This window comes from Pseudomonas sp. JAI115, from assembly GCF_014200835.1.
Lineage (GTDB): Bacteria > Pseudomonadota > Gammaproteobacteria > Pseudomonadales > Pseudomonadaceae > Aquipseudomonas > Aquipseudomonas putida_A.
In genome coordinates this window covers 68,651-82,411 of sequence record NZ_JACHCY010000008.1, presented here as the reverse complement: position 1 = coordinate 82,411, position 13,761 = coordinate 68,651, and the positions used below count along the sequence as shown (strand labels likewise).

Below are 13,761 nucleotides of genomic sequence, written 5' to 3'. Positions count from 1 at the left end.
TGCAAAGTGAGCCTAAAGTTTTCCAGGGAATGGCCGAGAACATGGCAAGCGTCCAAATTCCCAGAGGTTTTTAACATGGTCATCGATTTCAGCCGTTTGAACAACTCCTCGTCACTTACGGGCAGTACACGTACCAGCAACGCCAAGGAAACCGCCGAATCCGGCACCTCCGCGCCGCTGAATACCCAGGCCGAAACGGCCAGTACCGCAAAAAGCGGGGAATCGGTACACCTCAGCAATGAGGCTCAACAGTTGCAGAAGGTCACTGACAAGCTGCGCGATCAGCCTGCCGTCGACAAAGCCCGGGTGGCCGAGTTGAAAGCAGCGATTGCCGATGGCAGCTATAAAGTCGACAGCAACCGTGTAGCCAGCAAACTGCTCAACTTCGAAGCCCAGCGCTAGGCTTTTGCCGGCGCCAGGCTTTTGGACGCTTAAAACCCAAGGCCAGCCATGCACGACACTAATTTATTGCAACTGATCACCGACGACTTTGCTCCAGCTCAACAATTGCTGGAGTTACTGCAAACCGAGTCCCTCGCCTTGCACGGTCGCGACATGCCTTTGCTCGAAGACATTCTGGCGCGCAAACAGGCATTGATCATTTTGCTTGAACAGCATGGCCGCAAGCGCAGCGAAATCCTCGCCAGCCTCAACCTGCCGCTCGACCGTCAGGGCCTGGAGCAACTGGCCAGCCACTCGAGCATTGGCGACCAGCTGCTGGCCCAGAGCGACGTGTTGACCGACCTGATTGCCCAGTGCCAGGCGGCGAACGTCAAGAACGGCCAGTCGATCCAGATTCAGCAGGCCGCCACGGCCAATCAACTGAAAATCCTCACCGGGGGCGAACCGCCAGCGTTGTATGACGCCTCGGGCACTTTCGCCAAACCCACCAAGCCGCGTACGCTCAGCCAGGCGTGAGCCATTCGATGTGCCTGCACTATCAACCCGCGAAACATGCTGGCAAAATGCTGGCTAGCCGTAGTCAAATTTTGTCTGGAGATTGAGAAAACGTGCCAAACGCCCTAAGCGCGGATGATAGTCCGCAGCCACCAAAGGTGCTGACCACGCCCCTGGAAATCTCCAGCAACCTGCGCCAGCTGCAAGAAAGCCACGATCCGCTGATCATCACGTTCCACGAGCGCAGCCAGCGCTTTCAGAGCTACCTGATCAAGGTCGACCGCGAAACCGCAACGATTGCCCTGGACGAAATGATCCCGCGCGATGGCGAGCGCTTTCTGCAGGCGGGCGAACCGTTCAAGGTCGAAGGCTTCCACGAGGGCGTGCGCATCGCCTGGGAATGCACCGGTAAGCTGAACATTGAAGAGTCCGAGGGCGATCGCTTCTACACCGGCGAACTGCCGACCGAAGTGGTTTACCACCAGCGCCGCAACGCCTTTCGTGCAGCCCTGAAGCTGACTGACCTGGTCAGCGTCGAACTCGGCGGCGAAAAGCTCAAGGCGCCGATCAACGGCAAACTGCTGGATATTTCCGCCACCGGTTGTAAGCTGCGCTTTGAAGGCGACATCACCGACCGCCTGCAACTGGGCCAGGTCTACGACCGCATGATCGCCACCCCGCTGTTCGGCAATCAACCGATCTCGGTCGAACTGCGTTATCTGCACTTCGAAGAAAAGCTCAACATCACCTTCGCCGGCCTGCGTTTCCACAACATCAGCGGCCAGGCGGCGCGCAACGTCGAACGCTTCGTCTATCAGTTGCAGCGTGAAGCACGCCGGTTCGATAAAGACGATCTGTAATTCCTACAGGCAAATAGAAAGGGCAGTCCTTGGCGGGACTGCCCTTTTTTATGCGCGATTGAATCTCGCGGCGACTGGAGATCCATTGTGGGAGCGGGCTTGCTCGCGAATACGGCCCGACATTAAAAATTGATGCTGGCTGACACGCCGCCTTCGCGAGCAAGCCCGCTCCCACATTTCAGGGTCTGGCACCACTGATGTCCGGCGTCGGTTTATCGCCCTCATCAGCCGGATCAGTTTCCACCGCCGCTTCAGCAGGCTGCACTTCGGGTTCCGGCTCCGGTTCTGGCGTAACCGTGGTCTGCATCTGCTCCTGCACCACCTGCTCATCCACTCGCGGATCGAGTGCTGCCACCAACGGCGAGCTGGACATGCTGTCCGGCATCGCCACGTGATGCAGCGGCGCGTCGTCGACCTGATGCAGATTGGTCACCGCTTTCGGGCGAATGCGCCACACCAGCACCAACGCAAAGAAGCTGAAGAACGCATACAGACTCTGGCTGCCAAACAGCTTCATCAGCACACCGGCCAGCAGCGGGCCGATGCTCGCGCCAACCCCGTAGGTCACCAGCAGCATCGCCGTCAGCGACACCCGGCGATCGCCCTCGACGTGGTCGTTGGAGAACGCCACCGCCAGCGGATACAGGCAGAACTGCACCAGCGAACACATGAACCCGACGACAAACAGAACTTCCAGCGGCACCTGCGGCAGGATCGCCAACGGCAACGCCGCCACGGCCAGGAACCCGGCAAAACAACGGATCAGCAGCGCCCGGTCATAACGGTCGGACAACCAGCCCAACGGCCACTGCACCAGCAGCCCGGCAAAAATGCAGCTACCCATGAACAGACCGACCTGCTCGGTCGACAGCCCCTGCTGCGACGCATACAGCGGCGCCAGACCGTAGAACGAGCCGATGATCAGACCAGCACCGAGCACCGTGCTCAACGATTGCGGCACGCGCTTGATAAAGAAGCGCGGTTCCATCGGTGCCGGATGCAGCGGCGCCGGGTGAATCCGGCGGGTCAGCGCCACCGGCACCAGACACAGGGCAAAACACAGCGCGACCAGCATCAGCAGCTCCAGGCCGAGGCCCGGATGCATGACCAGAATCAACTGACCGAGCACCAGCCCCAGATACGAAGCGATCATGTAGCCGCTGAACACCAGCCCACGCTGGTTGGCATCGGCCTGCTCGTTGAGCCAGCTCTCGATCACCATGTATTGGCACATCATGCCCAAACCGACGATGGTCCGCAGCACCAGCCACGCCGGCAGCCAGTCGACCAGGCCATGCCCGAGCACCGCCGCGCCGACGATCCCGGCACACGCCGAATACGCTCGAATGTGTCCGACCCGGGCGATCAAGCGGTGACCGATCTTGCCGCCCAGCACCAGGCCGAAATAGTTGGCCGCCATCAGCGCACCGACCCACAGTCCGTCGACATGGTCAGCGGCCAGGCGCAATGCCAGGTAAGTAGATAGAAGGCCCGAACCGATCAACATCATCAGCGAGGCGAAATACAGCGCTCGAAAGGATTTCCAGATTTGGCGCATCGGCGTTCCGAGCGGCTCCTTGCAGTGAGTATCGGGCTATCCAGACGATAGCCCGACGGCGACAGTTAGTCAGGCCTGGGCTGCTAGAACACGCCGTTCCCAGGGAGTGATTTCATCAAAGAAGCTGGTCAACTCCATGGTCTTCGAAGCGATGTAGCCTTCGATGAACTCCTGTCCGAACAGTTCCCTGGCCAATTGGCTACGTTTCAGACGCTCGAGCGCGGCATGCAAGGTACACGGCAGCGAAAGATTCTCCGGCACTTCGAATTCGCCCTGAATCGCCGCAGTCGGTTCCAGCTCATGCTCGATGCCATGCAAGCCGGCGGCCAGACTCGCGGCAATCGCCAGATACGGGTTGGCATCGGCGCCAGGCAAACGGTTTTCCACGCGTCGAGCCACCGGCGAACTGGCCGGAATCCGCAACCCTGCGGCGCGGTTGTCATGGGACCAGCAGGCATTGTTCGGCGACGCATACGGGTGACACAGACGCTGATAGGAGTTCACGTTCGGCGCGAACAGCGCTGTGAAATCAGCCATGCCCGCCTGCTGCCCACCGATGAAATGGCGGAACATCGCCGTCGGCTGGCCATTCTCGTCACTGAACACGTTGTTGCCGGTGGCGATCTCGACGACGCTCTGGTGAATGTGCATCGAACTGCCCGGCGTGTGCGCCAGCGGCTTGGCCATGCACACTACGCTCAGACCATGCTTGAGCGCGACTTCCTTGAGCAGGTGTTTGAACAGGAAGGTCTGATCGGCGAGCAACAGCGGATCACCGTGCAGCAAGTTGATCTCGAACTGGCTGACGCCCATTTCATGCATGAAGGTATCGCGCGGCAGACCGAGGGCTGCCATGCATTTATAGACTTCGCTGAAGAATGGCCGCAGGCCATTGTTGGAACTGACACTGAACGCCGACTGCCCATCCTCGCGACGCCCGTCGAGGCCGACTGGCGGACGGAACGGCTGAGTCGGATCGGTGTTCGGCGCGAAGACGAAGAATTCCAGCTCGGTCGCCACTACCGGCGCCAGACCGCGTGCGGCGTAACGGGCGATGACTTTCTTGAGTTGGCCACGGGTCGACAGGTTGGAGCTTTCGCCGCTCAGTTCGTCGGCATCGCAGATGGCCAGGGCACGTGGCTCGTCGCTCCATGGCAGGGGATGGATCATGCTCGGCTCGGCCACCAGCGCCAGGTCGCCGTCATCGCTGCCGTAAAACCGCGCCGGCGGATAACCGCCCATGATGCATTGCAGCAGCACTCCCCGCGCCATCTGCAAACGCCGCCCTTCGAGGAAACCCTCGGCGGTCATCACCTTGCCGCGCGGCACGCCGTTCAAATCCGGCGTGACACATTCAATCTCATCAATGCCGGTCAGTCGCTGCGCGAGTGAACGCTGGCCATCGGTTGTCATGACGCAATCCTTGTTATTGTGCGAGCCGCAAGCGGCGACCCGTACAAAATAGGCTCCGGCTGTTCGGAATATCAAGCAGCGTCAAACAAAAACCCGAGTCACGGCAGATAAAGGCTGAACACCCCGCCACCCAATGGTCCGCCATTGCGAATCTCGGTGTGCCCGACCACGCCATTGCGCTGATGCAACGCAGCAATCCGGTTGGCGAAATACAGACCCAACCCGGTGCTGCCGCTGCCGTGATTGATGCCCTGCACGTAATCAGCCTGACGCTCGAGCATCGCTGCCGGGTAACCGTCGCCGTCATCGTTGATACTCAACACCAGTTGCCCAGCCTCGTCGCTGACGGTAATCAGCAGCGACTCGCGGGCATAACGAATCGCGTTGTTGACGCAATTGCCCAATACCGAGGCAACCAATTCGCGATCGAAGAAACCCAGCGGGCTCAGCGGATCAACTTCGTAGGTAGCAATGATCCCGCGACTGGCGAACACCTCTTGATGCGCGGCCAGTTGCGCCTCAATGAAATCATCCAGCTCGTGATACGCCGGTTGCAGCGGCAACTGGTTGACGCCGAGCTTGTACAGTCCAAGCAGTTGCACCAGCATGCCGTTGAGGTGGGCGAACTCGAAGTCGATCACACCCTGCTCCGCCCCACCGCGTTGCGCTTCGGGCAAGCGCGCCAACCATTGGCTGTGGGCCTGCATCAGCATCGCCAGCGAGTTCTTCATGTCGTGAACGGTGGAGGCGATCACCGTGGAGAAATCCAGCGCCTGCTCGTCTTGGTTCATTCGCCAAACGCCTTGCTTTTCAGCTTCTGATAACGCGCATAACGCGCGTCGGTGTCGGGCATCAGGCCGACCATTTTCAGGCAGGCCCGACATTCTTCCAGCTCCGCCGACGGCACACTGGTGTCGGTGCCGTGCAGCAGCGACTGGGCCATGTTCAGCGCGATACTGATGTTCTTCGGTTGCATCTTCAGCGCCTTGCGGAACACCTCTCGGGCCTCCACCAGGTTGCCGGTCTTGTACACGCGCACACCCTGCCGGTTGAGGTCGGCGGCGGCGTTGCTCGAACTGAGGATAGTCGGGTCGTCGGTGAGCTTGGCGATGTCTTTCATCACCGCCGGATCGTCACCGTAGATCTCCGCACAGCTCTTGAGCATCGAAGTGCCCGCCTCGGCCTGACCGAGCATCTGCAATTGCTTGGCGACCAGCAGCGCCGCTTCAGGGCTCATGAACTGTTCCATGCCGTCGAGGCGCATCAGTGCTTGCTCGGTAAGCTTGTCGGCGGTCTCGGCATCGTTGAGCAGCAGACTGGTGGCCTTCATCAGCCGCGCACGAATCTGCAGGCCGGGGTCAGACGGGTTCTCTTTGGCAACGGCGCTGAGCGTGGTGTTGATCTCCAGCCGCGTGCGCGTGTCGAGCCCGCGCTCACTGCCCTTGCTGATCAAGGCATGGGCCAGACCGAGGTTGCTTTCCGGGTCCTTGAAACGCGACTGCGCGCCCTGCGCCACTGCCTGACGATACGCCCGGGACGCGGTGTCGAAATCCTCGTTGGCCATCGCCAGTTTGCCGAGCAACGCCTGCCGGCGCACCGCCAGCGGCGACAAACGAATCGCCTCCTCCAGCACCCGCTGCGCGCCTTTGGTATCGCCCTCGGCGACCAGCACATCGGCCATGCCGTCGTACAGCGCCGGCATCATCGGGAACACTTTCAGCGCCTTTTCGTAAACATCTTTGGCCTGCGCGACTTGCCCACGTTTGAACAGCAACTTGCCCAGCCCGGCAAACGCCCACGGCAACGGCCGATCAGCAATGATGCTGTCGTAGAGGCGTTCAAGCGCTTCGTTCTGATTCATGTCGCGCAGCGCATCGGCGCGATAACGCAGGCACAGCGGCGAATAACGGATATCCTGCTTGCACAGCGCAATACAGGCATTGAGCACCTCGACCGGTTTACCGCGATCAAGGGCTTGCAGAATCGGTTTGAGCAACGTCTTGCGCTGCTCCAGACGCTCCAGGCGCTGCGCCAGGCCGGAGCGGTTGAACGGCTTGGTCAGGTAGGCATCCGGCTCATGCTCCAGGGCACTGAGCACCATCGCCTGACTGGTCTCGGCCGTGACCATGACAAACACCGCTTCATGGCTGATGAGCTTTTCCGACATCAAGTCTTCCAGCACCTGCTGGCCATTCTTCTTGCCGTCGCCGAGGTGGAAATCCTGCAGAATGAAATCGTAGGACTTCTGCGCACACATCTTCAGCGCCTGCTCGCCGGTATCGGCGGTATCCACATCCTTGACCCCCAGTTCGCGCAGCATCGAACGTACGGAACTGCGGAAATCCGAGAAATCATCGACGATCAGAAAACTCTTTTGGTGATACGACAGCATCGAGGATTTCCAGGCAATTGAAGTGAGGGCAATTTCAGGCGCGCAGATGATAGCTGCCGGCCAAATGCTATTAAGCGATTTCACGCGACTTTTAAGTCACCGAGTGGGTTATCGGCCACAAGTGACGTTCTCTGAAGCGGACACTTCAAGATTCCTGGCGCAGCGATTAACCTGCGCACCGACTCACCTTTCCCCCCTACAAGGTTTATCTCGTGTACATCAAAGGACGTTGCATCGTGTCCGCCTGTGCGCTGCTGTTTTTCCAGCAGGCGATGGCGGGTGGAATGGATTGTGCGAAAGCGGCGAGTGCCGTGGAGAAGGCTGTTTGTGCGGATAGAGGGTTGTATGAGCTGGATGCGCAGATGGGTGCGGCTTATCGGGAGCTGATGAAGATCTCCGGTGATAAGCAATCTGAACTCAAGCGCACACAACGGTTGTGGCTCAAGACACGTAATCAGTGCGAAGCGGGTATTGCTTGCCTTGAACAAAGTTATCGTGACCGGCTGAAATTATTACGGGCGCAGCAGATGGATGCCGTTGCGCACAGACCGACCGGCATCGACAAACAGGTTCTGGAAGGTCTGCAACGCAGCATTCAAGCGGCCAGCGAGGGCGGCAATCGCGAGGTGGCGGTTGAACGAGTGCTCGCTTCACTGGCTTTCAGCTCTGAAGAGACATCGTTTTCAGGCGACTCCGACAAAGAAAACCCCAGCGAGCAAACGCACTTTCCAGCTTCGATCCCCAAAGGCGTTACACCGGATGAATGGAAGGCATTGACCGCCACCGAAATCGATGCGGCAGCAGAAACCGGTCAAACCTCCTACTCGTTGCTGGACATGGACGGCGACGGGCAACGAGACCTGATCGTCCAGACTTACGCCGGTGGCACCGGCATGTTTACCTATGTGGAAACCTGGCGCCGAGACGGTGACCATTTTGTCAAAAGGTCTCCTGAGCCTGAAAGCGCGCTGTTCTATACCAATGATCGCGGAGCCAACCAGTCGGCGTACTGGATCAAGGCTCGGGGTAATATTTACCTCGCCTACCGCAACGGTGCCTACGGCGTTGATCACATCTACTTGCTCAATCCGTTGAAGATCAACCGTGAAGTGCCCACCGTGACGGTGCGATATGGCTACTACTTGAACGTGCCCACCACCCAACACAAGGATGACGGCACCAGCACCTTTGAGTTGGAGCCTGATCTGCGGCTAACGCTCAATCAGGCAATCACCAAGGCGAACGAAGCACGCCCCCCTAAACCGGACACTCAGCGCATGCCTATTTGCCCGATTCCTGCAACAGGCGCAGGCGATAGCGATTACTACAGCTACGGCCCGGTGCATTACTCGGTGGAAGATGTTTTCGACCTGCCGGTGATTATCGGTAATGAATGCTACATCGGAAAACTGGTTGACTGGTTTGGCAGCTACGACGAGAAACATGGCTTGTTTGCACAACTGGCACTGCGCAAACCGGACGTTGATGCAGATGGACGCAGTTACGAAGTCAACGGGCGCCGGCATGTGATCGAAGTCAGCACCTCAATTGGCAAGGCCGACGGCGGAGCACTGAACTGAGCCACTTATCACGAGCACGAAAAAGCCCCGCTAGATGATTCTGCGCGGGGCTTTTTTCGAACCGTTGCAAGGCTCTGAATGATGGTGTCCCAGGGCAGGTTCGAACTGCCAACCTTCCCCTTAGGAGGGGGATGCTCTATCCAATTGAGCTACTGAGACACTGAGTTATCGCGGCCGGAGACGGCGCGACGGACGGCGTGCATGTTAACGGCCAGCCCTTGATTTGTCATGTCGTCCGTGGGCTTTTTAAGTGTAGGCAGGCGCCTTGCAATGCTGCGGGAACATTTACCGTGCAATTTGCACTACCACAAAAAGCCATCATTGCAGAATGCAACCCTCACCCTGTGAAAAACCCTTCCAAATCCTTGTTTTTAAAGGACTTCACAGCGGTTAGACTGTTGGCACGACGGCTGCTTTGTCTGTTCTCATAACAGCACAAACGGAGTCCGCCCCATGAACAGCACTCTCCTGCTCGCAAACGCTATCGCACTGGCGGTTTTGGTTGGCTTTCATTTTGTTCCAGAGAGTGCTGAACCGGTGGCTCAGCGTATGCCGCATTATTTGCAGGTGCAGAAAGCGCCGCAGTTGGCGGTGCTGAGCGATCAGAGCGACTACGCGGCGCAGGCAGTCAATGAGCCTGAGCAAGCAATGCCGACGCGCGACACCGAACGTCTGGTTTTTTGAAATATCTTCAGGAGTACAGCATGTCCAGATCAGCCGCAGGATTTCTGATCCTCGCCTTATTGAGTGGCGTTGTGCATTTTTCGCTGTTCGAGGAAACCTCAGTCACCCTGCCCCTGATTGGCTGCGGCGTGTTTGCGGTGTTGTTTGTGCTGGCCCTGGTGGCCGGGCGCAGGATCAAGTTTGATCCGGTGCTGCGTTAAGACGGATCAAGCCCAGCAGTTGCTTGACGGCGTCCGCCAGGTCGCCCGAGTTGTCGATCAGATGCACGGGCAAGTCAGTTGCCCTTCTATCCTTGAACAGCGAATTGCGCGCCAGCCTTGCATCGATCTGCTCAGGCGTCTCCCGCCCTCGTCTGAGCAGGCGTTCACGCAAGACCTCATCCTTGACCGTCAGCAGTACCGGCAGCAGCGTCGGATAGCGCTCAAGCGCCTGACGCAGGTTGGCGCGTGAGCCGTTCACCAGCACAGATCGTCCAGCGCGCAACCATTCGTCGATTTCTGCCGGGATACCATAAGCCAGCCCATTGGCCTGCCAGGACAGCGAGAAATCCCCGGCTTGCTGGCGTCGCTCGAACTCTTCGGGCGTCACGCTGATGGCATCCTCACCCACCGATTCCGCTGATCGGGTAATCACTCTGCGGATGATTTCGCAGTTCAACTCGCGCAAAGGCTCTCGCGCAGCCTCGATCAGGCTGTCCTTGCCTGAGCCGGAAGGTCCCATCAGATAAATAAGCCTGCCATCCATCCTGAAAACGCCCTCCAACGGGTGTTTGCCCTAGTAAATCGGCAAATTGCCACTATCCTGTACAGGTAAGGAACAAGGATTGAAAGCCGCATAGCATGCACGTTCTGACGTCTTCGGACATCAACAGATGTGCACCCGGAAGCGGTCATTGATGCGGACCAAGGCAAAGTTTTCAAACCAGTCCGCATTTCTGATAATTGGTGCTGGCATTACGCCTTTACCCAGCTCAATATTTGTCACAGAATTGACGCCAATGATCTGGCAATTTTGAGGCATGATGCGGGCCTCTTAACAATTCAGGTTGAACCATTTGGCGCGGATGCTTGTCCTACCACACATCCTGCGGCCAATCCCGAGAACCGCTCCCCTGAACTAACCGGTTAAATATATGCGCCCATTGAAACAGGCAATTTATTCCAGCCGTACGGCTGACAAGTTCGTCGTACGTCTGCCAGACGGGATGCGTGAACGCATTGCCGAGGTGGCTCGCAATCATCATCGCAGCATGAACTCCGAAATCATTGCGCGCCTTGAGCAGAGTCTCATTCAGGAAGGTGCACTGGGCGAAGAGTTGAGCATGCGCCTGGACAGCCCGGAGCTTTCGCTGCATGAGCGTGAGCTGCTGCAACGCTTCCGTCAGCTGTCACACCGTCAACAGAACGCACTGGTGTCGCTGATCGCTCACGACGCCGAAATGGCCGCAGACGCGTCCTGAGCCACACCGAACATCTCAAGCCAGCTTAAGTGCTGGCTTTTTTTTACCCGGATTTTAATCACGACAATCCAAGGCCGACTTTGTGGTGAGGGGATTTATCCCCGACGGACTGCGCAGCAGGCCCTCTTCCGGGGTCGCTGCGCAACCCATCGGGGATAAATCCCCTCACTACAGATAACTACACAGGCACAAAAAAGCCCGCCATTTCGGCGGGCTTTTGCATGGCAGCGAATCAGAGCAGGAAGATCGTCGCCAACCCCAGAAAGATGAAGAAGCCACCACTGTCGGTCATGGCCGTGATCATCACGCTGGCGCCCATCGCCGGGTCGCGGCCCATCTTGGCCAGCGTCATCGGGATCAACACCCCCATCAGCGCCGCGAGCAGCAGGTTGAGGGTCATCGCCGCCGTCATCACCACGCCCAGCGACCAACTGCCGTAAAGCAGGTAGGCGACCACACCGATCACCCCGCCCCAGACCAGACCGTTGATCAACGCTACCGCCAGCTCCTTGCGCATCAGACGCGAGGTGTTGCCGGTGCTGACCTGGTCAAGCGCCATGGCACGCACGATCATGGTGATCGTCTGGTTACCGGAGTTGCCGCCGATACCCGCCACGATCGGCATCAGCGCCGCCAGCGCCACCAGCTTCTCGATCGAGCCTTCGAACAGACCGATCACTCGCGACGCGACAAAGGCAGTGATGAGGTTGATCGCCAGCCACGCCCAACGGTTGCGCAGGGATTTCCAGACGGAGGCGAAGATGTCTTCCTCTTCGCGCAGACCCGCCATGTTGAGGACTTCGCTTTCGCTCTCCTCACGAATCAGGTCGACCATTTCGTCAATGGTCAGACGGCCGATCAGCTTGCCGTTCTTGTCGACCACCGGGGCCGAGATCAAGTCGTAACGCTCGAACGCCTGAGCCGCGTCATAGGCGTCTTCGTCCGGGTGAAAACTCACCGGATCGCTGGCCATGACTTCAGAAACCTGTTTCTCCGGGTCGTTGACCAACAGACGCTTGATTGGCAGCACGCCCTTGAGCACGCCGTCGTAATCGACCACGAACAGTTTGTCGGTATGGCCCGGCAGCTCTTTGAGCCGACGCAGGTAACGCAGAACCACTTCGAGGCTGACATCCTCACGGATCGTCACCATCTCGAAGTCCATCAGCGCACCGACCTGCTCCTCGTCATAGGACAGGGCCGAACGCACGCGCTCGCGTTGCTGCTGGTCGAGCGTCTCCATCAGCTCATGGACGACGTCTCGCGGCAGCTCGGAGGCCAAGTCAGCAAGTTCGTCGGCGTCCATGTCCTTGGCCGCAGCCAGGAGCTCGTGATCGTCCATGTCGGCGATCAGCGTTTCACGAACGGAATCGGATACTTCGAGAAGAATGTCGCCGTCGCGATCAGCCTTGACCAGTTGCCAGAGCGTCAGACGGTCGTCCAGCGGCAAGGCTTCAAGGATGTAGGCAACGTCGGCGGAGTGCAGATCATCGAGTTTGCGTTGCAGCTCGACGAGGTTCTGCCGGTGAACCAGGTTCTCGACCCGGTCGTGGTGCGCGCCTTCCTGGCGATGAGTCAGGTCTTCGACGACCTTCTGGCGCTGCAGCAGCTCAACGACCTGAGCCAGGCGATCCTGCAGGCTTTCCTGGGTTTTCTTTACTTCGATTTCGGACATAGGCGAACTCCACTCCCAGCAGCGGGGCACGCCGGAAGGATCAATCAGTCAATTCATGATTGGTGAAACGGGCTACTGAGTAACTACTGGGTAAGTCCATGGAGGTTTTCCATAAGCCCCGGCGGGGCTGACGGGCGCAATGATACACCGCCTGACGGTTTTAAACGTTAAAAAATCGCGGTCGAAACAAGTGCTTGCGCGACAAAGTTGAGCGCTGTCCTGACCCGTGCAGATGCGACGACTCATTCTGAAAAGAAAACACACCGGCGTTGAAAAATGTAGCGACTACCCTTGAGCGTAGACCGTCATGGAGGACGTCGAATGCTATCCAGAACATCCCTTTTTGTAGTCGCCAGCCTGCTCTGCCTGCCACCCGCCGGAGCCGCCACCACCCTTCACCGCTGCGAGGCTGCCGACGGCGGCATCACCTTCACGACCCTGAGCTGTGCGAGCGACGAGCAGCTTTCAGAGCAACAGGTTCACCCCTACTCGCCCGGATCCGTCGTACCGATCATGCCGGAACACAACCATGAGGAAATATCCGGTATGACAATCAGGGGACGTGAACCGGGCATCGTTGGCCGCCTGGAGGACAAATGCGGCAACCTGATCGATGCCAGGCAGCGCCGCGCAGCGATCATCAATCAACGAGTGATTGCCGGCATGAGCCAACAGGATGTCGAGAGCGCGCTCGGCAAACCGGACAAGGTGAATATTCGAACGTCGACGACGAGCTATCGCTATGAGCTGAAACGAGGCCGCAGTGCTCAAGTCGATTTTGACGAGAAGGGATGCGTGAAAGGAAAAGCCAAATCGCAGGCAACAAAAAGCCCGCGTTAAACGCGGGCTTCTTGAATATGGTGCACTCGACAGGATTCGAACCTGTGACCGCTCGGTTCGTAGCCGAGTACTCTATCCAGCTGAGCTACGAGTGCATTTTGTGTTTTTAGACCAGATCACAACTGGTTGAAGCCGAGTTGCCTGTATTGCTACAAACGACTCTTAAATGGTGCACTCGACAGGATTCGAACCTGTGACCGCTCGGTTCGTAGCCGAGTACTCTATCCAGCTGAGCTACGAGTGCATTTGTGTTTTTAAACCAGACCACAACTGGCTGAAGCCGAGTTCTTATATCGCTATAAACAACTCTTAAATGGTGCACTCGACAGGATTCGAACCTGTGACCGCTCGGTTCGTAGCCGAGTACTCTATCCAGCTGAGCTACGAGTGCATTTGTTGCGCC

Annotated in this window: 14 protein-coding genes and 4 tRNA genes; 8 read left to right on the top strand and 10 right to left on the bottom strand. The window is 58.3% G+C overall.

Features of this window, described 5'->3' with window-relative positions:
- The first annotated feature begins 75 nt into the window (after positions 1 to 75).
- From flgM to HDC30_RS18815, 3 genes are all read left to right on the top strand, one after another.
- A complete protein-coding gene (flgM, locus tag HDC30_RS18825) occupies positions 76 to 402 on the top strand; it encodes a flagellar biosynthesis anti-sigma factor FlgM (RefSeq protein ID WP_183784351.1) in 327 nt (108 codons plus the stop codon).
- Between the two features lie 48 nt (positions 403 to 450).
- Entirely contained in the window at positions 451 to 918 is a 468-nt protein-coding gene (locus HDC30_RS18820) for a flagella synthesis protein FlgN (RefSeq protein WP_007963060.1), read from the top strand.
- Between the two features lie 92 nt (positions 919 to 1,010).
- Complete coding sequence (locus tag HDC30_RS18815; protein WP_027612274.1) at positions 1,011 to 1,757, top strand: flagellar brake protein; 747 nt, start codon at positions 1,011 to 1,013, stop codon at positions 1,755 to 1,757.
- Between the two features lie 178 nt (positions 1,758 to 1,935).
- On the opposite strand, the gene HDC30_RS18810 is transcribed toward HDC30_RS18815, so the two are convergent.
- From HDC30_RS18810 to HDC30_RS18795, 4 genes are all read right to left on the bottom strand, one after another.
- A complete protein-coding gene (locus tag HDC30_RS18810; RefSeq protein WP_096796812.1) occupies positions 1,936 to 3,315 on the bottom strand; it encodes an MFS transporter in 1,380 nt (459 codons plus the stop codon).
- A gap of 69 nt (positions 3,316 to 3,384) precedes the next feature.
- Positions 3,385 to 4,626: a glutamine synthetase family protein gene (locus tag HDC30_RS18805; protein ID WP_183784438.1), complete on the bottom strand. Its 1,242-nt coding sequence runs from the start codon at positions 4,624 to 4,626 to the stop codon at positions 3,385 to 3,387.
- A gap of 200 nt (positions 4,627 to 4,826) precedes the next feature.
- Positions 4,827 to 5,519 (bottom strand): sensor histidine kinase KdpD, encoded by a 693-nt coding sequence (locus tag HDC30_RS18800; protein ID WP_183784349.1) that lies wholly within the window; start codon positions 5,517 to 5,519, stop codon positions 4,827 to 4,829.
- Positions 5,516 to 7,120 (bottom strand): tetratricopeptide repeat-containing response regulator, encoded by a 1,605-nt coding sequence (locus tag HDC30_RS18795; protein WP_047295822.1) that lies wholly within the window; start codon positions 7,118 to 7,120, stop codon positions 5,516 to 5,518. The genes HDC30_RS18800 and HDC30_RS18795 overlap by 4 nt, the downstream gene beginning before the upstream one ends.
- A gap of 212 nt (positions 7,121 to 7,332) precedes the next feature.
- Here HDC30_RS18795 and HDC30_RS18790 point away from each other — a divergent pair, with 212 nt between their 5' ends.
- A complete protein-coding gene (locus HDC30_RS18790) occupies positions 7,333 to 8,700 on the top strand; it encodes a lysozyme inhibitor LprI family protein (RefSeq protein ID WP_183784347.1) in 1,368 nt (455 codons plus the stop codon).
- Positions 8,701 to 8,782: 82 nt separating this feature from the next.
- Here the strand turns inward: HDC30_RS18790 and HDC30_RS18785 are convergent.
- Positions 8,783 to 8,859, bottom strand: a tRNA-Arg gene (locus tag HDC30_RS18785).
- 294 nt (positions 8,860 to 9,153) lie between these two features.
- On the opposite strand from HDC30_RS18785, the gene HDC30_RS18780 reads away from it, so the two are divergent.
- Positions 9,154 to 9,384 carry a hypothetical protein gene (locus HDC30_RS18780; protein WP_027612268.1) on the top strand — a complete coding sequence of 77 codons (231 nt, stop codon included), beginning with the start codon at positions 9,154 to 9,156 and terminating at the stop codon, positions 9,382 to 9,384.
- 20 nt (positions 9,385 to 9,404) lie between these two features.
- Positions 9,405 to 9,584 carry a PA3371 family protein gene (locus tag HDC30_RS18775; RefSeq protein WP_027612267.1) on the top strand — a complete coding sequence of 60 codons (180 nt, stop codon included), beginning with the start codon at positions 9,405 to 9,407 and terminating at the stop codon, positions 9,582 to 9,584.
- Here HDC30_RS18775 and phnN read toward each other — a convergent pair.
- Positions 9,559 to 10,128 carry a phosphonate metabolism protein/1,5-bisphosphokinase (PRPP-forming) PhnN gene (gene phnN / locus HDC30_RS18770; RefSeq protein ID WP_097085817.1) on the bottom strand — a complete coding sequence of 190 codons (570 nt, stop codon included), beginning with the start codon at positions 10,126 to 10,128 and terminating at the stop codon, positions 9,559 to 9,561. The two genes, HDC30_RS18775 and phnN, sit on opposite strands and share 26 nt — an antisense overlap.
- 388 nt (positions 10,129 to 10,516) lie before the next feature.
- Between phnN and HDC30_RS18765 the strand changes: the two genes are divergently transcribed.
- Positions 10,517 to 10,843: an Arc family DNA-binding protein gene (locus HDC30_RS18765; RefSeq protein WP_003178899.1), complete on the top strand. Its 327-nt coding sequence runs from the start codon at positions 10,517 to 10,519 to the stop codon at positions 10,841 to 10,843.
- A 232-nt stretch (positions 10,844 to 11,075) separates the two neighbouring features.
- Here the strand turns inward: HDC30_RS18765 and mgtE are convergent, their stop codons facing one another.
- A complete protein-coding gene (mgtE, locus tag HDC30_RS18760) occupies positions 11,076 to 12,518 on the bottom strand; it encodes a magnesium transporter (protein ID WP_027612263.1) in 1,443 nt (480 codons plus the stop codon).
- Between the two features lie 321 nt (positions 12,519 to 12,839).
- Here mgtE and HDC30_RS18755 point away from each other — a divergent pair, with 321 nt between their 5' ends.
- The gene (locus HDC30_RS18755; RefSeq protein ID WP_183784345.1) at positions 12,840 to 13,358 is read left to right on the top strand and encodes a cell envelope protein SmpA; all 519 of its coding nucleotides are present in this window, start codon (positions 12,840 to 12,842) and stop codon (positions 13,356 to 13,358) included.
- A gap of 18 nt (positions 13,359 to 13,376) precedes the next feature.
- Here the strand turns inward: HDC30_RS18755 and HDC30_RS18750 are convergent.
- From HDC30_RS18750 to HDC30_RS18740, 3 genes are all read right to left on the bottom strand, one after another.
- A tRNA-Arg gene (locus HDC30_RS18750) sits at positions 13,377 to 13,453 on the bottom strand.
- A gap of 72 nt (positions 13,454 to 13,525) precedes the next feature.
- A tRNA-Arg gene (locus HDC30_RS18745) sits at positions 13,526 to 13,602 on the bottom strand.
- A 70-nt stretch (positions 13,603 to 13,672) separates the two neighbouring features.
- A tRNA-Arg gene (locus tag HDC30_RS18740) sits at positions 13,673 to 13,749 on the bottom strand.
- Positions 13,750 to 13,761 lie beyond the last annotated feature (12 nt).